The 26,473-nt window shown below is 70.5% G+C and carries 26 protein-coding genes; 4 read left to right on the plus strand and 22 right to left on the minus strand.

The features are described 5' to 3' along the window. Positions 1-114: 114 nt before the first annotated feature. The 3 genes from alr to AB0L21_RS05810 all read right to left on the minus strand — a co-directional run bounded on the left by alr (position 115) and on the right by AB0L21_RS05810 (position 3,619). Positions 115-1,278: an alanine racemase gene (gene alr, locus AB0L21_RS05800; RefSeq protein WP_365782453.1), complete on the minus strand. Its 1,164-nt coding sequence runs from the start codon at positions 1,276-1,278 to the stop codon at positions 115-117. Positions 1,279-1,751: 473 nt separating this feature from the next. Continuing rightward, a complete protein-coding gene (locus AB0L21_RS05805; protein WP_365782455.1) occupies positions 1,752-3,194 on the minus strand; it encodes an NAD(P)H-hydrate dehydratase in 1,443 nt (480 codons plus the stop codon). Between the two features lie 53 nt (positions 3,195-3,247). After that, a complete protein-coding gene (locus AB0L21_RS05810; RefSeq protein ID WP_103812811.1) occupies positions 3,248-3,619 on the minus strand; it encodes a holo-ACP synthase in 372 nt (123 codons plus the stop codon). A 99-nt stretch (positions 3,620-3,718) separates the two neighbouring features. On the opposite strand from AB0L21_RS05810, the gene AB0L21_RS05815 reads away from it, so the two are divergent. Continuing rightward, positions 3,719-4,501, plus strand: a complete 783-nt coding sequence (locus tag AB0L21_RS05815) for an SDR family oxidoreductase (protein ID WP_365704609.1) — start codon at positions 3,719-3,721, stop codon at positions 4,499-4,501. A 15-nt stretch (positions 4,502-4,516) separates the two neighbouring features. On the opposite strand, the gene glmS is transcribed toward AB0L21_RS05815, so the two are convergent. Then, complete coding sequence (glmS, locus tag AB0L21_RS05820) at positions 4,517-6,364, minus strand: glutamine--fructose-6-phosphate transaminase (isomerizing) (RefSeq protein ID WP_365782457.1); 1,848 nt, start codon at positions 6,362-6,364, stop codon at positions 4,517-4,519. A 155-nt stretch (positions 6,365-6,519) separates the two neighbouring features. Here glmS and coaA point away from each other — a divergent pair, with 155 nt between their 5' ends. Together coaA and AB0L21_RS05830 are read left to right on the plus strand one after the other, a co-directional pair. Next, on the plus strand, positions 6,520-7,509 hold the full coding sequence (gene coaA / locus AB0L21_RS05825; RefSeq protein ID WP_365704605.1) for a type I pantothenate kinase: 990 nt from the start codon (positions 6,520-6,522) through the stop codon (positions 7,507-7,509). A 22-nt stretch (positions 7,510-7,531) separates the two neighbouring features. Then, the gene (locus tag AB0L21_RS05830; RefSeq protein ID WP_365782458.1) at positions 7,532-8,464 is read left to right on the plus strand and encodes a DUF389 domain-containing protein; all 933 of its coding nucleotides are present in this window, start codon (positions 7,532-7,534) and stop codon (positions 8,462-8,464) included. Between the two features lie 98 nt (positions 8,465-8,562). On the opposite strand, the gene glmM is transcribed toward AB0L21_RS05830, so the two are convergent. The 3 genes from glmM to rplM all read right to left on the minus strand — a co-directional run bounded on the left by glmM (position 8,563) and on the right by rplM (position 11,099). Beyond that, positions 8,563-9,921, minus strand: coding sequence for a phosphoglucosamine mutase (glmM, locus tag AB0L21_RS05835; RefSeq protein WP_365704601.1), 1,359 nt, complete (start codon positions 9,919-9,921; stop codon positions 8,563-8,565). A gap of 179 nt (positions 9,922-10,100) precedes the next feature. Next, positions 10,101-10,613, minus strand: a complete 513-nt coding sequence (gene rpsI, locus AB0L21_RS05840) for a 30S ribosomal protein S9 (protein ID WP_103812805.1) — start codon at positions 10,611-10,613, stop codon at positions 10,101-10,103. Between the two features lie 42 nt (positions 10,614-10,655). After that, positions 10,656-11,099, minus strand: coding sequence for a 50S ribosomal protein L13 (gene rplM / locus AB0L21_RS05845; RefSeq protein ID WP_014674395.1), 444 nt, complete (start codon positions 11,097-11,099; stop codon positions 10,656-10,658). 268 nt (positions 11,100-11,367) lie between these two features. Between rplM and AB0L21_RS05850 the strand changes: the two genes are divergently transcribed. Further along, on the plus strand, positions 11,368-12,240 hold the full coding sequence (locus AB0L21_RS05850; protein WP_365782459.1) for a hypothetical protein: 873 nt from the start codon (positions 11,368-11,370) through the stop codon (positions 12,238-12,240). A gap of 10 nt (positions 12,241-12,250) precedes the next feature. Here AB0L21_RS05850 and AB0L21_RS05855 read toward each other — a convergent pair whose 3' ends face one another. The 15 genes from AB0L21_RS05855 to secY all read right to left on the minus strand — a co-directional run bounded on the left by AB0L21_RS05855 (position 12,251) and on the right by secY (position 26,385). Then, a complete protein-coding gene (locus tag AB0L21_RS05855; RefSeq protein WP_365704597.1) occupies positions 12,251-12,994 on the minus strand; it encodes a polyprenol monophosphomannose synthase in 744 nt (247 codons plus the stop codon). Then, on the minus strand, positions 12,994-14,298 hold the full coding sequence (locus AB0L21_RS05860) for a UDP-glucose/GDP-mannose dehydrogenase family protein (protein WP_365704595.1): 1,305 nt from the start codon (positions 14,296-14,298) through the stop codon (positions 12,994-12,996). Before AB0L21_RS05860 ends, AB0L21_RS05855 begins: the two co-directional genes overlap by 1 nt. A gap of 37 nt (positions 14,299-14,335) precedes the next feature. Continuing rightward, a complete protein-coding gene (locus tag AB0L21_RS05865; protein WP_365782461.1) occupies positions 14,336-16,165 on the minus strand; it encodes a glycosyltransferase family 39 protein in 1,830 nt (609 codons plus the stop codon). After that, a complete protein-coding gene (locus tag AB0L21_RS05870) occupies positions 16,162-17,223 on the minus strand; it encodes a glycosyl hydrolase (protein ID WP_365782463.1) in 1,062 nt (353 codons plus the stop codon). Before AB0L21_RS05870 ends, AB0L21_RS05865 begins: the two co-directional genes overlap by 4 nt. After that, positions 17,223-18,641: a glycosyltransferase family 2 protein gene (locus AB0L21_RS05875; RefSeq protein WP_365704677.1), complete on the minus strand. Its 1,419-nt coding sequence runs from the start codon at positions 18,639-18,641 to the stop codon at positions 17,223-17,225. The genes AB0L21_RS05870 and AB0L21_RS05875 overlap by 1 nt, the downstream gene beginning before the upstream one ends. A gap of 381 nt (positions 18,642-19,022) precedes the next feature. After that, positions 19,023-19,886 carry a tRNA pseudouridine(38-40) synthase TruA gene (truA, locus tag AB0L21_RS05880; protein ID WP_365704589.1) on the minus strand — a complete coding sequence of 288 codons (864 nt, stop codon included), beginning with the start codon at positions 19,884-19,886 and terminating at the stop codon, positions 19,023-19,025. 74 nt (positions 19,887-19,960) lie between these two features. Beyond that, positions 19,961-20,452, minus strand: a complete 492-nt coding sequence (rplQ, locus tag AB0L21_RS05885) for a 50S ribosomal protein L17 (RefSeq protein ID WP_365704587.1) — start codon at positions 20,450-20,452, stop codon at positions 19,961-19,963. Positions 20,453-20,630: 178 nt separating this feature from the next. Further along, complete coding sequence (locus tag AB0L21_RS05890) at positions 20,631-21,653, minus strand: DNA-directed RNA polymerase subunit alpha (protein ID WP_003966937.1); 1,023 nt, start codon at positions 21,651-21,653, stop codon at positions 20,631-20,633. A gap of 144 nt (positions 21,654-21,797) precedes the next feature. Then, a complete protein-coding gene (gene rpsK / locus AB0L21_RS05895; RefSeq protein WP_003956432.1) occupies positions 21,798-22,202 on the minus strand; it encodes a 30S ribosomal protein S11 in 405 nt (134 codons plus the stop codon). 66 nt (positions 22,203-22,268) lie between these two features. Beyond that, on the minus strand, positions 22,269-22,649 hold the full coding sequence (gene rpsM / locus AB0L21_RS05900; protein ID WP_030641206.1) for a 30S ribosomal protein S13: 381 nt from the start codon (positions 22,647-22,649) through the stop codon (positions 22,269-22,271). A 193-nt stretch (positions 22,650-22,842) separates the two neighbouring features. Continuing rightward, positions 22,843-22,956 carry a 50S ribosomal protein L36 gene (rpmJ, locus tag AB0L21_RS05905; RefSeq protein WP_003998809.1) on the minus strand — a complete coding sequence of 38 codons (114 nt, stop codon included), beginning with the start codon at positions 22,954-22,956 and terminating at the stop codon, positions 22,843-22,845. Positions 22,957-23,016: 60 nt separating this feature from the next. After that, a complete protein-coding gene (gene infA, locus AB0L21_RS05910) occupies positions 23,017-23,238 on the minus strand; it encodes a translation initiation factor IF-1 (RefSeq protein ID WP_003948620.1) in 222 nt (73 codons plus the stop codon). A gap of 234 nt (positions 23,239-23,472) precedes the next feature. After that, complete coding sequence (map, locus tag AB0L21_RS05915) at positions 23,473-24,309, minus strand: type I methionyl aminopeptidase (RefSeq protein WP_365704583.1); 837 nt, start codon at positions 24,307-24,309, stop codon at positions 23,473-23,475. A 100-nt stretch (positions 24,310-24,409) separates the two neighbouring features. After that, positions 24,410-25,072, minus strand: a complete 663-nt coding sequence (locus tag AB0L21_RS05920) for an adenylate kinase (protein WP_356336820.1) — start codon at positions 25,070-25,072, stop codon at positions 24,410-24,412. Then, positions 25,072-26,385, minus strand: a complete 1,314-nt coding sequence (secY, locus tag AB0L21_RS05925; RefSeq protein ID WP_365704580.1) for a preprotein translocase subunit SecY — start codon at positions 26,383-26,385, stop codon at positions 25,072-25,074. The genes AB0L21_RS05920 and secY overlap by 1 nt, the downstream gene beginning before the upstream one ends. Positions 26,386-26,473 lie beyond the last annotated feature (88 nt).

Consider the following 26,473-nt stretch of genomic DNA (forward strand, 5'->3'; position numbering starts at 1 on the left):
ACTGCAGTTCGCCTGGATGGGTGCCGCCGCGGAACGGGTTACCCGAGTTCTTGCGCGTTCACATGAATGCGGTCACATGGACGCGATCACACAGACCCGTTCACGCAGGCCCGTTCACGCAGGCCCGTTCACATAGACGCGGGGAACGCGCGTTCCGATGCGTGTCACGATCTCGTACGCGATCGTGCCGCAGGCCTGCGCCCAGTCCTCGGCCGTGGGCTCACCGCGGTCACCGGGCCCGAACAGCACGGCCTCGCTGCCCACCGGGGGTTCGTCACCGCCCAGGTCCACCACGAACTGGTCCATGGCGACCCGCCCGGCGATCGTCCGCCACTTGCCGCCGACCAGCACCGGGCCGGTGCCCGAGGCGTGCCGCGGGATGCCGTCCGCGTAGCCGACCGGCACCAGACCGAGCGTGGTCTCGCCGGGGGTGACGTAGTGATGGCCGTAGCTGACGCCGTGCCCGGCCGGGGTGCGCTTGACCAGGGCCAGCGAGGCGCTGAGCGTCATCACCGGGCGCAGCCCGAAGTCCGCCGGGGTGCCCAGCTCCGGGCTGGGCGAGACGCCGTACAGGGCGATGCCCGTGCGGACCAGGTCGAAGTGGGACTCGGGCAGCGTGAGGGTGGCCGGCGAGTTGGCGATGTGCCGCACCTCGGGCCGTACGCCCTGTCCCTCGGCGTACGCCAGCATCTCCCGGAAGCGGGTGAGCTGGGCGGCGATGGACGGATGCCCCGGCTCGTCTGCGCACGCGAAGTGCGACCACACTCCGGTGACACGGACCAGCCCCTCGGCCTCCGCGCGCAGGGCGGCGCCGACCAGCTCGGACCAGTCCTCCCCCGGCTGGCAGCCGTTGCGTCCGAGTCCGGTGTCGGCCTTGAGCTGCACACGGGCGGGGCGCCCCGCCGCCCGGGCGGCCTCGACGGCCTCCCGCAGGGCCCACATGCCGCTCAACGAGACGTCGATGTCGGCCTCGATCGCCTGCCGCCAGGGCCCGCCCGGCACCCACAGCCAGCACAGGATGCGGCCGGGCAGCCCGGCCGCGCGCAGCGCGAGGGCTTCCTCGGCCGTGGCCGTGCCGAGCCAGCTCGCGCCCGCCGCGAGGGCGGCGCGGGCACACGGCACCGCGCCGTGGCCGTATCCGTCGGACTTGACGACGGCCATCACGGCGGCGCCCTCGGCCCGGGCGCGCAGGGCCCGCACATTGGCGCGCAGGGCACCCAGATCGATCTCGGCGCGGGCGCGCAGGGCGGCGGTCGGCACAGCTGCTGTCTCACTCATCGCGCCCCCAGTCTCTCAGAGCCACCCCGCACGGGGCGTGGGCCGGGTCACCCCGCCGCCAGACCCCCGACCGCCACCGGGCGCACGGGCGCACGCCGGGCCACTCGCGCGCTCCCCACACCCCAGGAGTTGCCCCCGTCGACCGCGCCGCACCGCACCGCCCGGCCGGGAGCAGCCCCACACAGGGCGAGGCCGAGCCGTCACACCGTCAAACCTGCGACCGACCCCGGGCGCGCGGGTGCACGAGGGCCACTCGCAGGCCTCCCCGCACCCGCAGGAAATCGCACCCCCGTCGACCGCGCCGCACCGCCCGGCCGGGAGCGACCCCGCACAAGGCGAGGCCGAGCCGTCCCGCCGTCAGACCTCCGGCCGACACCGGGCCACAGGTGCGCGGGGGCCGCTCGCACAGCTCCCCACGCCACCAGGGAGTCGCCCCCGTCGACCGCACCGCACCCGGAGGGAAGCGGCACCGGTCAGTCCCGTACGTCCCTCCACGCCTCCGGAATGTGTGACGCCACGTCATGTGCCCCCGTAGGTGCGCCCTCCGCGGCGAACCGCCCGGCCAGCCCGTGCAGGTACGCCGCCACGCTCCCCGCGTCCGCCGCCCCCAGCCCTGCCGCCAGCAAGGACCCCGCCAGCCCGGACAGCACGTCCCCGCTCCCGGCCGTGGCCAGCCACGGCGTTCCCGTGGCGTTCACCCGCGCCGGTCCGCCCGCGAAGTCGGCGACCAGTGTCGTCGACCCCTTCAGCAGCACGGTCGCCCGGTACGCCGCCGCCAGCTCCCGCACCGCGGACAGCCGGGCCATCTCGACCTCCTCGCGCCGCACCCCCAGCAACGCGGCGGCCTCCCCCGCGTGCGGGGTCATCAGCGTCGGCGCGGTACGCCGCCGCACCGCGTCCCGGTCGGCCAGCCGCAGCCCGTCCGCGTCCAGCAGCACCGGTACGTCCGCCTCCAGCACCTCGGCGACGGTGGCCGCGTCGTCCCCGGCGCCGGGCCCGACCACCCAGGCCTGCACGCGCCCGGCCTTCGCGGGCCCGGCGTCGGAGACGAGGGTTTCGGGGAAGCGGGCGATGACCGCGTCCCCGGCCGGCCCGACGTACCGTACGGCCCCGGCCCCGCCCCGCAGCGCGCCCGACACCGCCAGCACGGCCGCCCCCGGATAACGGGCCGACCCGGCGGCGATCCCGACCACCCCGCGCCGGTACTTGTCGCTCTCCGCCGTCGGCAGCGGCAACAGCCGTGCCACGTCGGCGTGTTGCAGGGCCTCCAGTACGGCGTCGGCGGGCGGCGGTTCGAGACCGATGTCGACGAGCCGCACCACTCCCGCGTACTCCCGCGCGGGATCCACCAGCAGCCCGGGCTTGTACGCGCCGAAGGTGACGGTCAGGTCGGCCCGCAGCGCGGCCCCCCGCACCTCCCCGGTGTCCGCGTCGACGCCGCTGGGCAGGTCCACGGCCACGACGGAGGCCCGGGACCGCGCCACCACCCCGGCGAGCCGCTCGGCGTCCGGCCGCAGCCCGCCCTTGCCCCCGATCCCGACGATCCCGTCCACCACCAGGTCGGCCCGCAGGACCAGTTCGTCCGTACAGGCGGCGGAGTCCGCGGTGGCGATCGTGCCGCCCGCCCGCCGCAGGGCCGCCAGCCCCCCGCCATGGGCCCGTCCGGGCGTCAGCAGGACGGCCGTCACCCCGGCGCCGCGCCGGGCCAGCCGGGCCCCCGCGTAGAGGGCGTCCCCGCCGTTGTCGCCGCTGCCGACGAGCAGCACCACCCGGCTGCCGTACACCCGCCCGAGCAGTTCGGCGCAGGCGGCGGCCAGCCCGGCGGCGGCCCGCTGCATCAGCGCGCCCTCCGGCAGCCGTGCCATCAGCGCCCGTTCGGCGGCCCTTACCGTCTCCACGCTGTACGCAGTACGCATGGCACCGAGTCTGCCCCGTAACCCCCATCGCCCACACCCGGGCGAGGGACCGGTCAGCCCTCGGCGACCACCACGGCCGAGGCCACGCCGGCGTCGTGACTGAGCGACACATGCCAGGCCCGCACGCCCAGCTCGGCGGCCCGCGCGGCCACGGTCCCCTTCACCCGCAACCGTGGCTGCCCGGTGTCCTCCACGTACACCTCGGCGTCGGTCCACTGCAGCCCCGGCGGCGCGCCCAGCGCCTTCGCCAGCGCCTCCTTGGCGGCGAACCGGGCCGCGAGCGAGGCGATGCCGCGCCTGTCCCCGCTGGGCAGCAGCAGCTCCCGCTCCACGAACAACCGGTCGGCCAGGCCCGGCGTCCGCTCCAGGGACGCCCGGAACCGGTCGATCTCGGCAACGTCGATGCCCACCCCGATGATGCTCATGCCGAGCACCCTACGACCCCGGTGACCAGGGACACGGCGACACCACGTCGGACGCCGGCCGCCGCACGGCGGCCGGCGTGCGCGCTCTACGCTTCCGGCATGACGTCGTCGCATGCCTATCTCTCCGGTCTCTTCTCCCTGGACGGCCGTGTCGCCGTGGTGACCGGAGGCAGTTCCGGTATCGGGCGGGCCATCGCCGGGGCGCTGGCCCGGGCCGGGGCGAGCGTGGTGATCGTGGCGCGGCGGAAGACGGAACTGGCCGCCACCGTGGACGAGTTGGTGGCGGAGGGCTGCCGGGCGGCCTGGGTCAGCGGTGACCTGGGTATCCGCGACGGCGTGCGCGCGGCGGCGGAGGAGGCCGCGGCGGTCTTCGGTGAGCCGGACATCCTCGTCAACTCCGCCGGGATCAACCTCCGTCCGCCGATGGACGAGTTGGGCGAGGACGTCTGGGACACCACCATGGCGGTGAACCTGGAGGCCCCGTTCCTGCTCGGTCAGCGGTTCGGCCCCGGCATGGCCGAGCGGGGCTTCGGGCGGATCATCCACGTCACCTCCCAGCAGGCGCACCGCGCGTTCGTGCAGAGCGGCGCCTACGGCGTCTCCAAGGGGGGTCTGGAGTCCCTGGCCCGCTCCCAGGCCGAGGCCTGGTCACCGCACGGCGTCACCTGCAACACCCTGGTGCCGGGTTTCGTGCTGACCCCGCTCAACAGGCGGCTGCAGGCCGACCCCGAGAAGGTGGCGGCCCTGGCCGCTCGCACGATGGCCGGCCGCAACGGTCTCGCCGAGGACTTCGCGGGCGCGGCCGTGTTCCTGGCCGGCCGCGCCTCCGCCTACATCACGGGCCAGTCGATCCACGTGGACGGCGGCTTCTCCGTCCACTGACGAAGCCCTGTCTCCTCATTCCACCGTCACCGACTTGGCCAGGTTGCGGGGCTGGTCCACCTCGTTGCCCCGGGCCGTGGCCAGCTCGCAGGCGAAGACCTGGAGCGGGACCGTGGCCACCAGCGGCTGCAGCAGGGTGGGCGTGGCCGGGACGCGGATCAGGTGGTCGGCGTACGGGACGACCGTCTCGTCGCCCTCCTCCGCGATCACGATGGTCCGCGCGCCCCGCGCCCTGATCTCCTGGATGTTGGAGACGATCTTGTCGTGCAGGACGGACCGGCCGCGCGGGGACGGGACGACGACGACCACCGGCACGTCCTCCTCGATCAGCGCGATCGGGCCGTGCTTCAGCTCGCCGGCGGCGAACCCCTCGGCGTGCATGTAGGCCAGTTCCTTCAGCTTGAGCGCGCCTTCGAGGGCCACCGGGTAGCCCACGTGCCGGCCGAGGAACAGCACCGTGTCCTTGTCGGCCAGCGTCCGCGCCAGCGCCCGCACCGGCTCCATGGTCTCCAGGACCCGCTCGACCTCCTCCGAGATGCGGGACAGGTCCTTGATGACCGCCTGGATCTCGTCGCCCCACTTGGTGCCCCGTACCTGGCCCAGGTACAGCGCGACCAGGTAGCAGGCGACCAGCTGGGTCAGGAACGCCTTCGTGGAGGCGACGGCGACCTCGGGGCCCGCGTGCGTGTACAGCACCGCGTCCGACTCGCGCGGGATCGTCGAGCCGTTGGTGTTGCAGATCGCCAGCACCTTCGAGCCCTGCTCGCGGGCGTGCCGGAGCGCCATCAGGGTGTCCATGGTCTCGCCGGACTGGGAGATGGCGATCACCAGCGACTGCCCGTCCAGGATCGGGTCCCGGTAGCGGAACTCGCTGGCCAGCTCCACCTCGCACGGGATGCGCGTCCAGTGCTCGATGGCGTACTTGGCGATCAGGCCCGCGTGGAAGGCCGTACCGCACGCCACGATGACGACCTTGTCGATCTCGCGCAGCTCGGAGGGGCTGATGCGCACCTCGTCCAGGGTCAGCGAGCCGGACGGGTCGATGCGGCCGAGCAGCGTATCGGCGACCGCCTTGGGCTGTTCGGCGATCTCCTTGAGCATGAAGTAGTCATACCCCCCCTTCTCGGCCGCCGAGGCGTCCCAGTCCACGTGGTAGGAGCGGACCTCGGCCGGGCGGCCGTCGAAGCCCGTCACCGTGACGCCGTCGCGCCGCAGCTCCACCACCTGGTCCTGGCCCAGCTCGATGGCCGACCGCGTGTGGGCGATGAACGCGGCGACGTCGGAGGCCAGGAACGCCTCACCCTCTCCGACGCCCACCACCAGCGGGGAGTTCCGGCGGGCGCCCACCACCACGTCCGGATCGTCGGCGTGCACCGCGACCAGCGTGAACGCGCCCTCCAGCCGCCGGCACACCAGCCGCATCGCCTCGGCGAGGTCGGCGGTCGCCGAGAACTCCTCGGCCAGCAGATGGGCGACGACCTCCGTGTCCGTCTCGGAGTTCAGCTCATGGCCGCGCTCGGCCAGTTCGGCGCGCAGCACCGCGAAGTTCTCGATGATGCCGTTGTGGACCACCGCGACCCGGCCCGCGTTGTCGAGGTGCGGGTGCGCGTTGGCGTCCGTGGGGCCGCCGTGCGTGGCCCAGCGCGTGTGGCCGATGCCGGTCGAGCCGGCCGGCAGGGGCCGTTCGACCAGTTCCTTCTCCAGGTTGAGCAGCTTCCCGGCCTTCTTCGCGGCGGCCAGTCCGCCGTCCGCCAGTACGGCGACACCCGCCGAGTCGTACCCCCGGTACTCCAGCCGCTTCAGCCCGGCCATCACGACATCGAGCGCCGACTGCGACCCTACGTATCCCACGATTCCGCACATGAGCGGCAGCCTACGGGCCGACAACGATCAAAAACGGCCTCCGCCTGCCCGAAATCGGAAATTCCCACCGTCGTACGAAGGCCCTGTGACGGCCGGGACGTCCTGCGTGACGGACCCCACCCGCCGTGCCGTTCGAACTCCGTTAACAATGGACTGTGATCTCACCGGTCTCCTCGATGCCCCGGAGCGCCCACCGGCACAGGCCGGAGGCGACTCCCTACGTCGATCTCACCCGCGCCGAGTGGAGCGCGCTGCGCGACAAGACGCCGCTGCCGCTCACCGCCGAGGAGGTGGAGAAGCTCCGCGGCCTCGGTGACGTCATCGACCTGGACGAGGTGCGGGACATCTACCTTCCGCTCTCCCGGCTCCTCAATCTCTACGTCGGCGCCACGGACGGCCTCCGGGGCGCGCTGAACACCTTCCTCGGGGAGAAGGGCTCCCAGTCCGGCACCCCGTTCGTCATAGGGGTCGCCGGCTCGGTCGCCGTGGGGAAGTCCACGGTCGCCCGCCTGCTCCAGGCCCTGCTCTCCCGCTGGCCCGAGCACCCGCGCGTGGAGCTGGTCACGACGGACGGCTTCCTGCTGCCCACCCGGGAGTTGGAGGCCCGCGGCCTGATGTCGCGCAAGGGCTTCCCCGAGTCCTACGACCGCCGGGCCCTCACCCGTTTCGTCGCCGACATCAAGGCCGGCAAGGGCGAGGTGTCCGCGCCGGTCTACTCGCACCTCATCTACGACATCGTGCCCGGCGAGAAGCTCACCGTCCGCCGCCCGGACATCCTGATCGTGGAGGGCCTGAACGTCCTGCAGCCCGCCCTGCCCGGCAAGGACGGCCGCACCCGGGTCGGTCTCGCCGACTACTTCGACTTCAGCGTGTACGTCGACGCGAGCGCCGACGACATCGAGAGCTGGTACCTCAACCGCTTCAAGAAGCTGCGCCGGACGGCGTTCCAGAACCCGAACTCGTACTTCCGCAAGTACACCCAGGTCTCCGAGGAAGAGGCACTGGACTACGCCCGTACGCTCTGGCGGACCATCAACAAGCCCAACCTGGTCGAGAACATCGCCCCGACCCGGGGCCGGGCCACCCTCATCCTCCGCAAGGGCCAGGACCACAAGGTCCAGCGCCTCAGACTCCGCAAGCTGTAGCGGTACCGGTTAGATGGGCGCCATGCTGCATCTGCGCCTGATCACCCCGGCGGAGCGGACCGACGAGGTGGTCCGTCTGATCGAGACGACGGTCGGCACCACCCACCTGGTGGTCCTGCCCGGCGCCGCCCGCGACCCCGCCGGAGATGTCGTCCTGTGCGACGTGGCCCGCGAGGCGGGCGACCAACTCATCGCCGGGCTACGGCGCCTCGGCCTGGACGACACCGGCTCGATCGCCATGGAGACCATCGACCTCTCCCTGTCCCGGCGGGCCGACCGGGCGGAGGAGGAGGCACCGGGGGAGGGCGCGGACGCGGTGCTGTGGGAGGGCCTGACCGAGGCCACCCACGAGGAGTCGACGCTGTCGGTCACCTACGCGGCCTTCATCACCCTGGCCACGATGATCGCGGCCTGCGGTGTCGTGCTGGACAACGCGATCCTGATCGTGGGCGCGATGGCGGTGGGACCGGAGTTCGGCCCGCTCGCCGGCATCTGCACGGCCCTGGTGCGACGCCGTCCACGCCTGGCATGGCGCTCACTGACCGCGCTGCTGGTGGGCTTCGCGCTGGCGATGGCGGTGACGGTCGGCTTCACCCTGTTCATGGACGCCATCGGGCTCTTCCACCGCTCGGACCTGGAGGGCGAGCGCCCCAACACGGCCTTCGTGTACGCCCCCGACGCCTTCTCGCTCATCGTCGCGGTCCTCGCCGGCATCGCCGGCACGCTGTCCCTGACCTCCGCCAAGTCGGGCGCGCTGGTGGGCGTCGCCATCTCGGTGACCACGGTCCCGGCCGCCGCCAACGCGGCGGTCGCGCTGGCCTACGGCGACACGTCCCAGACGAGCGGCTCGACGGCCCAGCTCCTGCTGAACCTGCTGGGCATCGTCCTGGCGGGAACGCTCACCCTGCTGACCCAGAAGTACTTCTGGGCCAGACAACGGCAACGTCTCGGCTGAGGCCGGCGGAACCGACCGAGGGGCGCGGGGACCTGCGCGATCAACCACGGCGAAGCCGCAGCCCGCGACGCACAGGTCCGCGCGCCCCGAACCCGGCACTAACCCAGCGCGGACTTCACGGCGTCGGCCAGCCGCCCGGCGACGGACCGAGCCTGCTCGATGTCGGCGGCCTCGACCATCACCCGCACCAACGGCTCGGTACCCGAAGGACGCAGCAACACCCGCCCCGTCTCCCCGAGTTCCCGCTCGGCCTCGGACACGGCGGCGGCCAGGTCGGCCGACGTACGCACCCGCGACTTGTCCACGTCGGGCACGTTGATCAGCACCTGCGGCAGCCGTTCCATGACGGAGGCCAGCTCCCGCAGCGTACGGCCGGTCTCCGCGACCCGCGCCGCCAGCAGCAGCCCGGTCAGCGTGCCGTCACCGGTGGTCGCGTGGTCGAGGACGATGACGTGCCCGGACTGCTCGCCGCCGAGGGCGTATCCGTGCTCCTTCATCTCCTCCAGCACATACCGGTCGCCCACGGCCGTCTGCACGAGGTGGATGCCCGCGCGCTCCATGGCCAGCTTGAAGCCGAGGTTGGACATCACGGTCGCGACGACGGTGTCGGAGCGCAGTGCGGAATGCTCCCTCATCGCCAGCGCGAGCACGGCGAGGATCTGGTCGCCGTCGACCTCCTCACCGGTGTGGTCGACGGCCAGGCAGCGGTCGGCGTCGCCGTCGTGCGCGATGCCGAGGTCCGCGCCGTGCTCGACGACGGCGGCCTTGAGCTTGTCCAGGTGGGTCGAGCCGCAGCCCTCGTTGATGTTGAGGCCGTCCGGCTCGGCGCCGATCGTGACGACCTGGGCACCGGCCCGGGCGAACGCCTCCGGCGAGACCCCCGAGGCCGCGCCGTGCGCTTCGTCCAGAACGATCTTCAGCCCGTCGAGCCGGTTGGGCAGCACCGCGAGCAGGTGGGCGACGTACTGCTCGGAGCCCTCCTCGTACGACCGGATGCGCCCCACCCCGGCACCCGTCGGCCGCTCCCACGGCTCGCCGTGCCGGTGGGCGTCGTAGACCGCCTCGATCCGGTCCTCCAGCTCGTCGGCGAGTTTGTGGCCGCCGCGCGCGAAGAACTTGATGCCGTTGTCCGGCATGGCGTTGTGGCTGGCGGAGAGCATCACGCCGAGGTCGGCGCCGAGCGCTCCGGTCAGGTGTGCCACCGCCGGCGTCGGCAGCACGCCGACGCGCAGGACGTCCACGCCCGCGCTGGCCAGGCCGGCGACCACCGCCGCTTCCAGGAACTCCCCGGACGCGCGCGGGTCCCGTCCGACCACCGCCGTCGGCTTGTGGCCCTCGAAGGTGCCCGCCTCGGCCAGCACGTGCGCCGCGGCGACGGAGAGGCCGAGCGCCATCTCGGCCGTCAGATCCGCGTTGGCGACACCGCGCACGCCGTCCGTGCCGAAGAGTCGTCCCACTTGTCCTCCTGAGGAAGCGTCCTTGCTGCCGGGAATGATGGCAGACGCCATGAGATCCGATCACACAAGCCTTTGAGCGTCTTGTGTCGTTATACGCCCTTGGCGGGGATAAACGAACGCCCCGACGGCACAAGTGGCGTGCCGCCGGGGCGTTCGGAGTACGAGCAGGCAGCTGCTGGTTAGCGCTTGCTGTACTGCGGGGCCTTGCGGGCCTTCTTCAGACCGGCCTTCTTGCGCTCGACCGCACGGTCGTCGCGCTTGAGGAAGCCGGCCTTCTTCAGCGGGCCGCGGTTGTTGTCGACGTCGGCCTCGTTCAGCGCACGGGCGACACCGAGACGGAGCGCACCGGCCTGACCGGAGACACCGCCACCCGCGATGCGGGCGATGACGTCGTAACGGCCCTCGAGCTCCAGGACCTTGAACGGCTCGTTGACTTCCTGCTGGTGCACCTTGTTCGGGAAGTAGTCCTCGAGGGTGCGACCGTTGATCTTCCACTTGCCGGTGCCCGGGACGATCCGGACGCGGGCGATGGCGTTCTTGCGGCGGCCCAGGCCGGCGGCCGGCTGCGGCTCGCCGAAGCGGGAGGCCAGGGACTCCGAGGTGTACTCGCCCTCGACGGGGACCTCGGACTCGGTGGTGTAGCTGTCGATGTCAAGCTCTTCGAGCGGCTGCTCGGCAGTGGTCTCGGCCACGATTCTCCTCAGATTCTCTTCAGTCTTAGGGGGTGGCCGGACTTACTGCGCGACCTGGGTGATCTCGAACGGCACCGGCTGCTGGGCGGCGTGCGGGTGCTGGTCACCCTTGTAGACCTTCAGCTTCGAGAGCATCTGACGGCCCAGGGAGTTCTTGGGGAGCATGCCCTTGACGGCCTTCTCGATGGCCTTCTCGGGGTTCTTGTCGAGCAGCTCGTCGTAGCGGACGGAGCGCAGACCACCCGGGTAACCGGAGTGGCGGTACGCCATCTTCTGGGTCCGCTTGTTGCCGGACAGGTGCACCTTGTCGGCGTTGATGATGATGACGAAGTCACCAGCGTCGACGTGCGGCGCGTAGATCGGCTTGTGCTTGCCCCGGAGGAGGGTCGCAGCGGTGGTGGCGAGACGACCCAGGACAACGTCCTGAGCGTCGATGACGTGCCACTGGCGCGTCACATCGCCGGGCTTGGGGCTGTACGTACGCACGGTTCGTAGCCTTCGCTTCGAGTGAATGGTCCTAAACAAGGTCACCGAAACGATCACGACAGCCTTGACCCACGGCGGCGACGCAAACCGCGTGCGTGGGGTCGCTGGTCATCGGCCCGGTGGACCGGTGTAAGGGCCCGTCCCGTGAGAATGAGCAAGCCAATACACAACGAAGAAGTAGAGTACCGGGCAGCCCCCGGACGGGTCAAAACGAGGCAGGCCGCCGGACGGACCCCGCACCACCGGCCCCCCGTCTAAGATGCGCCCCATGAGTAACGGGCAGGGGGGACCCCAGTCTCAGTGGGATCCCTGGAAACCGCAATCCCAGCAGCCGTGGAACAGCGGCACCGACGACGGGACCCCGGACTGGGCCGCGCTCGCCGAGGCCTCCGAGACACGGAACAAGCGCCGCAAGCTGCTGTTCACAGCCGGCGGAGCGCTCGCCACCGTGGCGATAGGCACCGCGGTCGCCATGGCCGTCGTCTCCGCGAACGGCGGTGACCCCGAGGCCGGTCCCAGCAACCTGCCCGCCAGCGCCTCGCTGCCCGGCACGGGCACCGCGACGCCGTCCTTCGCGCCCACCAGCGCGCCGCCGCCGCTGGACCCCGAGGACTTCATCTCCAGCGCCAAGAAGGACACGGCCCCGCTGAGCCCGGACACCCTGTTCCCGGGCACGCAGCTGACCATGGGCGGCACGGTGTACAAGAAGGGCCTGACGGCCGACACCAAGAGCTGTGCCACCGCCGCCGGCGGCACCCTCCCCAAGATCCTCACCGGCAACGGCTGCACCCGCCTGATGCGCGTGACCTACACCAACGGCGGCATCGCGGTCACCGTCGGCGTCGCCGTCTTCGACGACGCGGCCCAGGCCGCCAAGGCCAAGGCCCAGACGAACGACCAGAGCATCGTGCGCTCGCTGTTCGGCAAGGGCGTCAAGCCTTTCTGCGACGGCGCGTTCTGCCGCTCGACCAGGAACGCCTACGGCCGCTACGCCTACTTCACGATCTCCGGCTTCACCAGCGGCAGGGACGTCACCACCAAGGACACCAAGGTCTTCGGCGCCGGCAACGACCTCGCCCAGTTCACCGCGAACCAGATCCACCGCCGCGGCCAGGTCCAGGCCTCGGCCGCCGCCCGGTAGCCGGGCGCGCCTACTGCCGCTTCAGCCGTAGCCGCAGCGGCACCACGGCCGACTCCAGCTGTGTGCGCAGGGTCATCTTGGAGGCACCCTCCGTGCGCTCGGCGAACCGGATCGGGATCTCCACGGCCGTGTGCCCGGCGCGTACGGCCTTGTACTTCAGCTCCACCTGGAAGCTGTAACCCGCGCTGTCCAGGGACGACAGGTCCACGTCCCTGAGGGTCGCCGCCGACCACAGGTTGAAGCCGGCCGTGATGTCCTGGATCTCGGTGCCGAGGACGGCGCGCGCGTACCGGTTGGCGAAGCGGGACAGCAGCGCCCGGTGCGCGCCCCACCGCTCGTCCAGCGAGCCGCCCTCGACGTACCGGCTGCCCACGACGAGTCCGGCGCCGGAGGCGAGGGCCGCCTCCAGCATGCGGGGCACGGCCTCCACCGGGTGGCTGCCGTCGGCGTCCATCTGGACGACGTACGCGGCGCCCTCCGCCAGCGCGGCGGACATCCCGGCCGTGTACGCCCGCCCCAGCCCGTCCTTCTCGGTGCGGTGCAGCACGCTCATCCGGCGCCGCCCGCCGCTGTTGTACCGCGCCGCCAGCTCCTCGGCGATCCGCCCGGTGCCGTCCGGGCTGGAGTCGTCGACGATCTTCAGGTGCAGCGCCTCCAGCGGCAGCCCGAGCACCGCCTCGGCCATCCCCGGCAGGTTCGCCGCCTCGTTGTACGTCGGCATCACCACGGTGACCGGCAGCTCGTCCTGTGCCATCAGTGTCCCTCCCCCGCGGGCGCCGGGGTGCCCAGCGCCCGGAACCGCCAGCCCGCCACGGCCCAGCGGTCCGCGTCGAGCACCCCTCGCCCGTCCACGATCCGGGGGCGGGCCACCAGCGCCGCCGCCCGCTCCGGGTCGATCGCCCGGAACTGCGGCCACTCGGTGAGATGCAGGACCAGGTCGGCGCCGCGCAGCGCGTCCTCCACGGTCAGCGCGTACCCGAGCAGCGGGAACGCCTTGCGGGCGTTGTCCATCGCCTCGGGGTCGTGCACGGTGACGTCGGCGCCCTCCAGCCGCAGCCGGGCCGCCACGGCCAGCGCGGGCGAGTCCCGGATGTCGTCGGAGCCGGGCTTGAACGCGGCACCGAGGACGGCGACCCGGGCGCCGAGCACGTCCGACCCGCACAGTTCGCGGGCCAGCTCCACCACCCGGTCCCGGCGCCGCATGTTGATCGCGTCGACCTCGCGCAGGAAGGTGAGCGGAACGCCCAGCTCGGCGGCGCGGTGCGCGAAGGCGCGGATGTCCTTCGGCAGGCAGCCGCCGCCGAAGCCGATCCCGGCGCGCAGGAACTCCGGGCCGATCCGGTCGTCGTGGCCCAGCGCCTCGGCGAGGGTGCGCACATCGCCGCCGGCCGCCTCGCAGACCTCGGCCATCGCGTTGATGAAGGAGATCTTGGTGGCGAGGAAGGCGTTGGCGGCGGTCTTGACCAGCTCGGCTGTCGGGAAGTCGGCGGTGACGAGCGGGGTGCCGGCGGCGAGGACCGGGGCGTAGACCGCGCGGAGGATCGTCTCGGCGCGGGCGCTGTCCACGCCGAACACCAGCCGGTCCGGCCGCAGCGTGTCCTCGACCGCGAAGCCCTCGCGCAGGAACTCCGGGTTCCACGCGACCTCGGTGGCGTACGTCCGCGCCAGCCGCTGCGCCGTACCGACCGGCACGGTCGACTTGCCCACGACCAGCGCGTCCGGCGCCGCGTGCGCGGAGAGGGCGGCGAAGGCGGCGTCGACGTGGCTCAGGTCGGCGGCGCCGGAGTCCGCGCGCTGCGGGGTGCCGACGCACACGAAGTGCACCTCGCCGAAGGCCCCGGCCTGAGCGAAGGAGGTGGTGAAGCGCAGCCGGCCGCTCGCGGTGTGCTTCGCGATCAGCTCGGGCAGCCCGGGCTCGTGGAAGGGCACGCGGCCGGCGTTCAGCGCGGCGACCTTCTCCGGGTCGACGTCGACGCCGAGCACGTCGTGGCCGAGTTCCGCCATGCAGGCGGCGTGGGTGGCACCGAGGTAGCCGGTGCCGATGACGGTGAGCCGCAAGGGAACGGCCTTTCTTGCCTTGGATGCTTCGGGTGCGTCAGGAGGTCTTGACCCAGATGCGGTAGTGGCCGGTGCCGCTGGAGTTGCGGAAGGGCAGGTCGGCGAGGAGCCGGTAGTGCGGATTGCCCTTGACCGCGTCCGCGACGACGGTGTCCACCCGGGGGTTGGTGAGTCCGTCCAGGACGATCAGGTCGAACTCGCCGTCGCGCAGTGCCGCGCGATAGGCGGCGTCGCCCTTGTGGTAGGTGCCCTTCTTGTCCGTGTACTCCAGGGCGAAGACACCCTGCCACTGACGGTGGCTGGTCTTCTCGCGCAGGTAGTAGACGGGGACCTCGGGCGTCGAGGCGAGGTAGTGGCCCTCGCGGTCGACGTGCGAGTCGATGACCTGGATCATCTTCGAGGAGTCGGGCCAGACGCCGAAGCGCCAGTCCGCCTGCGAGATCCCGAGGCAGAGCGTCGCCGTCCACAGCATGATGCCGAGCTGGGGGTAGCGGAAGTGGGCCCCGATCAGCCGGGTCACGCCGACACCGGCCATCGGCGCGGCGAACAGCAGGCCGAAGCCGACGTGCTTGAACAGCGAGACCACGGTCCCCAGGTGCACCTGGTAGGCGGGGGCGAGCAGGGCGGTGCCGCACAGCACCAGCCCGAGCAGGGCGCGCCAGCGCCAGCCGGGGTTGCCGAGCCGCTGGGCGATCGGCGACTCGTTCATCCGGCTGCGCCGCACATAGGAGAGGGCGCCGCCGACGGCGGTGAGGAACATCAGCCCGCCCCACTGGGCCGACCGCTGGAGCAGGAAGGCGGCGCTGTCGGAGCCGTGGTCGCGGTTGGTCGTGGTCTGCCGCACACCGGCGAGCAGATCGGTGCTGTACATGCCGGCCGCCATCAGGGCGCCGATGCCGAGCGCGAGCAGCAGCATCCGCAGGAAGGCCTTGCCGCCCTTGTGCGGCCAGCCGGTGAGCAGCGCGAGCACGACGATGGTCGGCAGGTACAGGGCGGCCGCGTACTTCACGCCGACGGCGAGGACGGCGACCGGCGCGGCGAGCAGCACGGCGGCCACGGGCGCACGGTCGGTGCGGACGACGATCCAGGTGGCCAGGGCCAGCAGGAACACCGCGGCGGCGTCGTAGGTGGCGAAGTACCCCATGACGACGGTCGACTGCACCACGGCGAACAGCGCCGCGCCGGCCAGCGCGGCCCGCTCGTTGAACAGCCGCCGGGTGAAGGAGTACAGCAGCGCGGTGGTGCCCAGCATGAAGGCCAGGCTCAGGAGGCGGGCCCCGGTGAGCCCGAAGCGGTCGTCGACGGCGGCGGCGAGCACCGGGTACAGCTGCGGCGAGCCGGAGAAGTACGCCGCGTAGTCGATGGGCAGCGGGGTGCCGTGCAGCAGGTGCTGCAGCTCGGCGTGGCCGGCGGCCAGGTACAGGGCCTCGTCCTGGAACGCCGTGTTGGACAGCCGCAGCGAGAGCACCGCCTGGACGGCCAGGACGAACAGCAGCACGGCCCGGCTGACCCAGGCGCGCCGCCGGCTGGCGGCCATGTCCCAGCCGACCTCGGGCGTCTCGGGCACGGTGTACCCGGGCTCGGCGGGCGCCGCCGGCTCGGCCACCGTGTGCGGGGCGTACGCCGGCCGGTCGTCCTGCTGCTGGTACGGATAGGTCCGGGGGTCGTAGTCGTAGCCCTGGGGGACGTCGTGACCCTGCGGCGTGTCGTAGCCCTGGGGTGTCTCGTGCCCCGGCCCCTGGGGCGTCTCGTAGCCCTGTGGCGGGCGCGGGACGTAGCCGTCGGAGTTGAACCAGCCGCCCTGCGGCTCGTCGTCCGCGTACGGGTCGTACGGCTGCGGGACGTAGTACTCGGGTCGTGAACTCATGACGGCTTCCGTACGTCGAAGCCGAACCGGTCGTCGGCGGCCAGGCGCTTGAACTCCTTCAGCGCCAGCGGGCTCGCCTCCAGCCGCCAGTCGGCGCGCTTCTTGTGGTTGAACCAGATGAAACCGAGCATGTCGTCGTCCGCCGCGACGCCCGCGAACAGGTTGCGGATGTCGGCGCGCCGCCGTTCGCCGGGCATGGCGCCGGTCTCCAGCAGCAGGATCGGCTTCTTGGTGAAGGTGCGGACCCGGTCACGTGTGGTCCCGAAGACGCCGTCGAAGGAGTTGTCCTCGCCGGTGGTGAAGTAGCCGATCAGCCCGACCCAGTCGACATAGGCGTCGCCCGGGTAGTACGGCTCGAGCTTCACGTCCGGGACCGGGTTGACGATGTTGGGCGACCAGGCCCAGATGACGTTGGTGGCGCCCGCGTCCACGAAGGTCTGGTGGATGTGCCGCCAGGCGGCCACGTACTGGGCCGGGGTCACGTCGTCCGTGCCCCACTTCTCCCAGTGGCCGTTGAACTCGTCGGCGAAGTCGATCGCCACGGGCAGGTTCAGCTCGCGGACCGCGGCCGCGTACTTCTTGATGTACGCGTCCGACTCGCCCGCCGCGATGTCGGCGAGCGGGGTGTCGAAGGGTTCCCAGGACATCAGCGTCAGCGCGCCCTCGGCCCAGGCGTTGCGCACCCCGGTGGCGTCGAAGCCGTCGCCCCAGCCGGCGTAGTACTCGACCAGGTTCGGCTGCTTGCCGGTCATCTTCGTGTACGCGTCGACGTTCTTCATGGAGGTCGGCGCGCCCGGCACCGCGGCGCCGAAGTACTTCCGCGCCGGCTTCAGCAGGGGGGTGACGTCATAGGGGACGTCCTGGCCGGCGCCGGCCGTGGTGTGCGGGGCGGACGTGCCGCCGCCGGACGCCGGCGAGTCGCCGGAGTCGTCGCCGAGCAGCGAGCAGCCGCTGAGCGCGAGGACGCCGACGAGGACGCCGGCCAGGGCGGCGCGGGTCGTTCGGCCACTGCGGAGTCGGGCCGTACGGCCGCTGCGGAATCGTTTCGTCAGGCGCATCAGGCGGCCTCCGCCCCCGAGCGCGGCTGGACCAGGACCCGGCCCACGACCAGCGCGTAGAACAACCCCGAGGACAGGATCAGGGCGAAGTCCGGGGCGTTCATGGTGAAGGTCCGGTACACCGCCGCGGTGACCCAGATCAGCGCCGTGCCGCCGCTCCAGGCCCACATGCCGATCCAGAAGCGCCGCGTCTTGTTCTTCTTGGCGCCGGAGGAACCGGTCGGCTGCCAGCCCATCCGGTTCTTGCGCAGGATGTCCCAGATGGCGAAGACGTGCGCCCAGCCGTACATCATGCGGGCCGCCCACGCCTCCAGGCGGTACGGCGCCCGGTGCCACATCGGGAAGACGATCGTGGTGTAGAGGATGCTGGGCACCACCAGGAGCAGATGCTCGACCTTGAGCTTCTCCGGCATCATCAGCAGCAGCACGATCGGGATGACCGGCGCCGCGAAGGTGAACAGCGCGGTGTGGATGTAGTAGAAGAACCCGGACATGTAGCACAGCCGGCTGGAGAGCCTGATCTTCGCCTGCCAGAACTTGCGGCTGCCGAGCAGGCTCATCGAGCCCGAGCACCAGCGGTACTGCTGGTTGAAGAAGGCACCCGCGGTGTCCGGGCACACGCCCGTGGACACCGCGACCGGGACGTACCTCAGGTCCCAGCCGAGCCCGCGCAGGTCGAAGCCGGTGTGCACGTCCTCGGAGTGCTCGATCAGGGTGGTGCCGCCGTTGGTCTCCAGGGCCGCCCGCCGGTAGACCGCGCAGGAACCGACACAGATGGCGCCGTCGCTGCCCTGCCGCGACACCTGCACGGACCGGTAGAACAGCTCCTGCACCGCGCCCGCGCCGCGCTCGATCCAGTTCTGCGAGTCGAGCACCCGGAAGTACTGCGGGGACTGGACGATGCCGATCCGGGGATCGCCGTCCATGTACGGCAGCAGCTCCTCCAGCAGATCGGCGCGCGGGGTGAAGTCGGCGTCCAGGATGAGGATGTACTCGCCGTCGGACCGGGCGAAGCCGAAGTGCAGGTTGCCCGCCTTCTTGAACCAGCCCCGGTTCTCCCGGGTGCCGTAGCGGAACCCGAAGTCCCGGGCCATCGCGGCCAGCTCCGGACTCGCGCCGTCGTCCAGCACGAACGGCACGCAGACTCCGGGGTACCGGTCGGCCATCGCCCGCACGTGCCGCCAGGTGTTGTGGAGCACCTCGATGGGCTCCCCGCACACCGGCAGGAACACGTCGACGGACGGGTAGACCTCGGGCCGCCAGTTCTGCACCAGCCGCCGGTGGTGGGCGATGTCGAAGTCCCGGGTGAAGCCGTTCACCCGCAGTGACACCAGGTAGTAGATCACCGTGAACACCAGCAGCGGGGTGTAGATCCACAGCACCGGCGTGGACTGGGCCAGTTTGAACTGGCTCACCACCAGACAGCAGAAGCTGACCAGCGAACTGATCGTCAGGATCCACAGATGCCGGTGCGCGTAGGAGTACTTCTCCCGGTCCGTCGGCGGCAGCGGCAGCAGTCCGAGCGCGGGGTTACCGCCCCGCCCGGCCCGTCGCCGCCCACCCCTCTGGCGCGCCGCGCGACGCCCCCCGGTCCGCACGGAACCCACTGATGTCATGCCGTTGTCCAACCCCGGGCGTACCGGCCCGTCGACCCCCCACCAACCCCGGCCACCCCTGTCGAACGTCTGGCCGGGAGGCGCAACTGTATCCGAGAGGTATGGAACGCGTAAGAGTTGGTAAGAAGGGTTACGTCCGGTAAGTCCAGACATGAGGCATAAGATCAGCGAAATGCAACGTAACTAACAGGTTTCGCAGCCCGACACTCCGGGAAGCGACCGCTTGTTCCGCGCCTCCTTGCTCCGGGCCGCCAGCAGCTCGTCGGCCGGATAGCCGACCTCCTCCAGCGTCAGCCCGTGCGGCCGTACGACATGCACGGCGGAGTCCCGCACCCCCGCTGCCAGCACCTTCCCGGGCCACTCCGGCCCCCGGTGCCCGTCTCCCACGAACAGCAGCGCGCCGATCAGCGACCGCACCATGTTGTGGCAGAAGGCGTCCGCGCGCACGGTGGCGGTGATGATCCCGTCATCGCCCCTGACCAGGCTCAGCTCCTGGAGCGTGCGGATCGTGGTCGCCCCTTCCCGCTTCTTGCAGTAGGCGGCGAAGTCGTGCTCCCCGAGCAGCGCCCGGGCGGCCTCGTTCATGGCGTCCACGTCGAGCGGCCAGTCGTGCCACAGCACATGGTTGCGCAGCAGCGGGTCCACACCGCCCGGGTTGTCGGTCACCCGGTACGCGTACCGCCGCCAGACGGCCGAGAACCGCGCGTTGAAACCGCTCGGCGCCTCCCTGAGCGCCCACACCCGCACGTCCCTCGGCAGCCGGCCGGCGAGCCGCTTGAGCAGCTTCTCGTGATGCTCACGCCAGACACCCTCGGGCAGATCCACGTGCGCCACCTGCCCGCGCGCGTGCACCCCGGCGTCGGTCCGCCCGGCGACCGTCAGCTCATACGTCTCCCGGGACCGGGTCACCGTGCGCAGGGCGTCCTCGATCTCCCCCTGCACGGTCCGCCTGCCACCGGCCTGCTTGGCCCAGCCGTGGAAGTCGGTGCCGTCGTAGGACAGGTCGAGGCGGAGACGGACATGGCCGGGCTGTACTTCGTCACTCACGTACGGATCCTCTCAAGTACGCGAAAGCGGGCCCGCCCCGAAGGGCGAACCCGCTTGCCGCGTCAGGCAGAGCCTCAGGCGTCCTTGGACTCCTCGGCGGGAGCCTCGGTCTCCTCGACCTTGGTCTCCTCGGCCTTGGTCTCCTCGGCCTCCTTGACCGCACGCTTGGTGGCGGCCTCGGCCTCGCCGGTCGCCTGCTGGGCAACCGTCAGCGCCTCGACCAGCTCGATGACGGCCATGGGCGCGTTGTCGCCACGGCGGTTACCGATCTTGGTGATGCGGGTGTAGCCACCGGGACGGTTCTCGTACCGCGGGCCGATCTCGGTGAAGAGCGTGTGGACGACGCTCTTGTCCGTGATGACCTGAAGCACCTGGCGGCGGTTGTGAAGGTCGCCCTTCTTCGCCTTGGTGATCAGACGCTCGGCGTACGGACGCAGACGGCGCGCCTTCGCCTCGGTGGTGGTGATACGGCCGTGCTCGAAGAGGCTCTTCGCCAGGTTCGCGAGGAGCAGCTTCTCGTGCGCGGCGCTGCCGCCCAGACGGGCACCCTTGGTGGGCTTCGGCATGGTTCTTCTCCTGTGTGTCTGCCCCGGCCGTGTCAGGTACCGGGGTCAGTATCCGAGCGAGCGGTTGCTCGTCGGAGATCCGGGGCGTCCCCGAAGGGGCGCCCCGGAAGGGGCGCGGGGAACTGCGCGACCAGCCGCAACCGGCCCGCAGAAGCAGTACGGCCTCCCCGCGGAGCGCTCAGTACTGCTCGGTCTCCACGAAACCGGCGTCGGCGTCGTCGTCGGCACCGAAGGCGTCCGCGGCGGCGGTCGGGTCGAATCCGGGCGGGCTGTCCTTGAGCGCCAGGCCCATGCCGGCCAGCTTCGCCTTGACCTCGTCGATGGACTTCGCACCGAAGTTGCGGATGTCCAGCAGGTCGGCCTCGGAGCGCGCGACCAGCTCACCCACGGAGTGGATGCCCTCACGCTTGAGGCAGTTGTACGACCGGACGGTGAGCTCCAGCTCCTCGATCGGAAGCGCCAGGTCGGCGGCGAGCGCGGCGTCCGTCGGGGACGGACCCATGTCGATGCCCTCGGCGTCGATGTTCAGCTCGCGCGCGAGACCGAACAGCTCGACCAGCGTCTTACCGGCGGACGCCATGGCGTCACGCGGACGCATCGCCTGCTTGGTCTCGACGTCGACGATCAGCTTGTCGAAGTCGGTGCGCTGCTCGACACGCGTGGCCTCGACCTTGTACGTGACCTTCAGCACCGGCGAGTAGATCGAGTCGACCGGGATACGGCCGATCTCCTGGCCCACCTGCTTGTTCTGCACGGCGGAGACGTAACCGCGGCCACGCTCGACCGTCAGCTCCATCTCCAGCTTGCCCTTGCCGTTGAGCGTGGCGAGGACGAGGTCCGGGTTGTGCACCTCGACACCGGCCGGGGGCGCGATGTCGGCGGCGGTGACCAGACCCGGGCCCTGCTTGCGCAGGTACATCACGACCGGCTCGTCGTGCTCCGAGGAGACGACCAGCTGCTTGATGTTGAGGATCAGGTCGGTGACGTCCTCCTTGACGCCCGGCACGGTGGTGAACTCGTGCAGCACGCCGTCGATCCGGATCGAGGTGACGGCGGCACCCGGGATCGAGGAGAGGAGGGTACGGCGGAGGGAGTTGCCGAGGGTGTAGCCGAAGCCCGGCTCCAGCGGCTCGATCACGAACCGGGAGCGGAACTCGTCGACGACCTCTTCGGTCAACGAGGGACGCTGAGCGATCAGCATGTGTGGATCAGATCCTTCTTTCGTGGACGCCCGCTATTTGACGTCCGACGGAAACCGCGCCCGGGAAAAGCGCGGGTACTGCAAGGGTACGGGCGGCACGACCCGAAAGAGCCGTGCCGCCCGCAACCAGCGACCTGCGAGGCGTCAGACGCGACGACGCTTCGGCGGACGGCAGCCGTTGTGCGGGGTCGGGGTGACGTCCTGGATGGAGCCGACCTCAAGACCCGTGGCCTGCAGGGAGCGGATCGCGGTCTCACGACCGGAACCCGGGCCCTTGACGAACACGTCGACCTTGCGCATGCCGTGCTCCTGGGCGCGGCGGGCGGCCGACTCGGCGGCCATCTGCGCGGCGAACGGCGTGGACTTCCGGGAGCCCTTGAAGCCGACGTGGCCGGCGGAGGCCCAGGAGATCACGTTGCCGGACGGGTCCGTGATCGACACGATCGTGTTGTTGAACGTGCTCTTGATGTGCGCGTGGCCGTGAGCGACGTTCTTCTTTTCCTTGCGGCGCACCTTCTTGGCAGCGCCCTGACGTCCCTTGGGGGGCATCTACAAACTCCTAGAGGGAGGTGGTCGGTCCTACAGCGAAGACCGTGGACAGGTGTCCGCTGCGGACTACTTCTTGCCCGGCTTCTTCTTGCCGGCGATGGCGCGACGCGGGCCCTTGCGGGTGCGGGCGTTGGTGCTGGTGCGCTGACCGCGGACGGGCAGACCGCGACGGTGACGGAGACCCTGGTAGGTGCCGATCTCGACCTTGCGGCGGATGTCGGCCTGGATCTCGCGACGGAGGTCACCCTCGGTCTTGATGTTGTTGTCGACGTACTCGCGGATCGCGACCAGCTGCTCTTCGGTCAGGTCACGAACGCGGGTGTTCGGGTCGACGCCGGTCGCAGCCAGCGTCTCCTTCGAGAGGGTCCGGCCGATGCCGAACACGTAGGTGAGGGCGATCTCCACGCGCTTGTCGCGCGGGATGTCGACACCGGAAACGCGTGCCATTCAATGGCTCCTGGTGAATCTTCGGAGGTCTTCCACAGAACCGGCTCCCGGCCGCCGTACTAGGTACGAACCGGGTCCCCGGCCTCCGAACCGGGGGTGTCGAGCTGGGCGGCTCGGGCTCTGCGTATGAACATATTCAGCTCGCGTCGCGCGAAAACTCTGCGATAGAGGTGCAGAGGGTGATGGTCGTGCGTCAGCCCTGGCGCTGCTTGTGGCGCGGGTTCTCGCAGATGACCATGACCCGGCCGTGACGGCGGATCACCCTGCACTTGTCGCAGATCTTCTTGACGCTCGGCTTGACCTTCATGGGGTGAGGTTCTCCGGGTCAGTGCCATCGCACCGGGCGGGCCCGGGGCGCGGGCAAGATCTACTTGTACCGGTAGACGATCCGGCCACGCGTCAGGTCGTACGGAGACAGCTCCACCACGACCCGGTCGTCAGGGAGGATGCGGATGTAGTGCATACGCATCTTGCCGCTGATGTGTGCCAGGACCTGGTGGCCGTTCTGGAGCTCGACCTTGAACATGGCGTTCGGCAGAGACTCGACGACAGTGCCCTCGATCTCGATGGCACCTTGCTTCTTGGCCACGCTTCGCCCTTCGAATCGACTACCTTGATCGACTCTCAGGCGATCCCTGGGATTCCCTTGCGGGAGCATGCGGACATGCGGGTGCACGAGAGCCGACGAGTCAGTCTACGTCGGCGCACCCGGAAACGCGAATCGAGGAAGTCTGCCCCATCGGGGTGATCCCTATGCGAGCGGGACCCCGCCCCTGACGCCGTCGGGCGAGTGGATCCGGCACCGATGTGATCCTGCCCGCAGTCAGGCGAGCGGGTCCGGCGCCGCCGCGACACCGTGCTCCGCGAGCTTCGCCTTGCCGCCGTCCGGGGCCGTCAGGACCAGGGGGCCCTGGTCGGTGAGGGCGACGGAGTGCTCCCAGTGGGAGGACCAGGTGCCGTCGGTGGTGATGACCGTCCAGTCGTCCGACAGGACCTCGGTGCGCGGGGTGCCCAGCGACACCATCGGCTCGATCGCGAGGCAGAAGCCCGGGACCAGCTTGGGGCCCTTGCCCCGCCGGCGGTCGACGTAGTTCAGCAGGTGCGGGTCCATGTGCATCTCGGTGCCGATGCCGTGGCCGCCGTAGTCCTCGATGATCCCGTACCGGCCGCCGCCCGGCTTGGGCTGGCGGCGGATGTACGTCTCGATCGCCCGGGAGATGTCGACCAGGCGGTTGCCCTGCTTCATGGCCGCGATGCCGGCCCACATCGACTCTTCCGTCACCCGGGACAGCTCGATCAGCTCCGGGGCGTGACCGGAGCCCACGAACGCCGTGTAGGCCGCGTCGCCGTGCCAGCCGTCGACGATCGCGCCGCAGTCGATGGAGATGATGTCGCCGTCCTTGAGGACGACGTCGTCGGAGGGGATGCCGTGGACGACCACGTCGTTCACCGAGGTGCAGATGGTCGCGGGGAAGCCGCCGTACCCCAGGAAGTTCGACTTGGCGCCGTGCTCGGCGAGGACCTTGCGGGCGACCTCGTCCAGGTCCTTGGTGGTGGCGCCCGGCACCGCGGCCTCGCGCGTGGCCGCGTGGATGGCGGCTACGACCAGGCCCGCCGCCCGCATCTTCGCGATCTGCTCGGGGGTCTTGATCTGCACCATGGGGGCCTGCGCTCTCCGTCACTCACATCGACTGGGGATACCTGTACAACACTACGGCCGCGGCGCCCTCGGAGGGCACCGCGGCCGGAAGGGCCAGAAGCTACTTCTCGGCCTTCTCGCGCTTGAGGGCCTCCAGCGCCCGCCGCGTGATCTCGTCGACCGGGCCCAGGGAGGAGATCGTCACGACCAGTCCCTGCGCCTTGTAGTAGTCGATGATCGGCTCGGTCTGCGTGTGGTAGACCTCCAGCCGCTTGCGGACGGTCTCCTCGGAGTCGTCGTCGCGCTGGTACAGCTCGCCGCCGCAGACGTCGCAGACGCCCTCCTGCTTCGGCGGGCTGTACGTCACGTGGAAGACGTGGGAGGAGTCGTTCCGGCAGATACGCCGGCCGGCGATGCGCTTGACGACCTCGTCCTCGGGGACCTCCAGGTCCAGGACGGCGTCCAGCGTGATGCCCTCGGTCTGCAGCAGCTCGTCCAGCGCCTCCGCCTGCGAGACGTTCCGCGGGAAGCCGTCCAGCAGGAAGCCGTTCTCCGCGTCGGGCTGCTCCATGCGGTCCTTGGCCATCGCGATCGTCACCTCGTCGGGTACGAGGTTGCCGGCGTCCATGTAGGACTTCGCGAGCTTGCCCAGCTCCGTCTGCCGGCTGATGTTGGCCCGGAACAGGTCGCCCGTGGAGATGTGCGGGACGTCCAGCTTCTCTGCGAGCCGGACGGCCTGCGTTCCCTTACCGGCACCCGGCGGCCCGACGAGGACGATACGCATCAGCGGAGGAACCCTTCGTAATTGCGCTGCTGGAGCTGGCTCTCGATCTGCTTCACCGTCTCGAGGCCGACACCCACGATGATCAGGATGCTGGTCCCGCCGAAGGGGAAGTTCTGGCTTGCCCCGAAGCCCACCAACGCCATTGTCGGTACGAGAGCGATCAGACCCAGATACAGCGAACCCGGCCAGGTGATCCGGTTGAGCACGTAGCTCAGGTACTCAGCGGTCGGTCGGCCAGCCCGGATGCCCGGGATGAAGCCACCATACTTCTTCATGTTGTCGGCTACTTCTTCGGGGTTGAAGGAGATCGCCACATAGAAGAACGCGAAGAAAACGATGAGCAAGAAGTACGAAACGATGTAAATCGGGTGGTCGCCCTTGGTGAGGTTCTGCTCGATCCAAGTCTTCCAGCCCGACTTGCCCCCCGCGAACTGCGCCACGAGCGCCGGGATGTAGAGCAGCGAGGAGGCGAAGATGACGGGGATCACACCCGCCTGGTTCACCTTGAGCGGGATGTACGTGGACGTGCCGCCGTAGGAACGGCGTCCGATCATGCGCTTCGCGTACTGCACCGGGATGCGGCGCTGGGCCTGCTCGACGAAGACGACGAGCGCGACCATGATCAGGCCCACCGCGATGACCGTGCCGAACTCGATCCAGCCGCCGGCCAGCGTGCCCTGCTTCTTGATGGCCCACAGCGCGGACGGGAAGGTCGCGGCGATCGAGATGAACATCAGGATCGACATGCCGTTGCCGATACCGCGGTCGGTGACCAGCTCGCCGAGCCACATCACGACGGCCGTGCCGGCGGTCATGCAGATGACCATGGTGATCGTGGTGAAGATCGCCTGGTCCGGGACGATGCTCGTGGCGACCGAGCAGCCGCTGAAGAGCGCGCCGCTGCGGGCGGTGGCGACCAGGCCGGTGCCCTGCAGGATGGCGAGCGCCACGGTGAGGTAGCGGGTGTACTGCGTGATCTTCGCCGTGCCGGCCTGGCCCTCCTTCTTCAGGGCTTCCAGGCGCGGGATGACCACGGTCAGCAGCTGAAGGATGATGCTGGCCGTGATGTACGGCATGATGCCGAGCGCGAAGACCGTGATCTGCAGCAGCGCACCACCACTGAACATGTTCACGAGGCCGAACAGGCCCTGGTTGCCCTGCGCCTCGTTCACACAGGTCTGGACTGCCTTGTAGTTCACGCCGGGGATCGGGATGTGGGTACCGACCCGGTAGACCACGATGATGCCCAGCGTGAAGAGCAGCTTCTTGCGCAGGTCGGGCGTCCTGAACGCCCGGGCGAACGCGGTGAGCACGGTGCCTCCTGCGACCCCCGCGCAACTGCGTCAAGGGTGACGGTCTGAGTTCGACGAATACGAAAAAGAACAGTGCAGGCCACCTTAC

This window comes from Streptomyces sp. NPDC052721 (assembly GCF_040678315.1).
Taxonomy (GTDB): Bacteria; Actinomycetota; Actinomycetes; order Streptomycetales; family Streptomycetaceae; genus Streptomyces.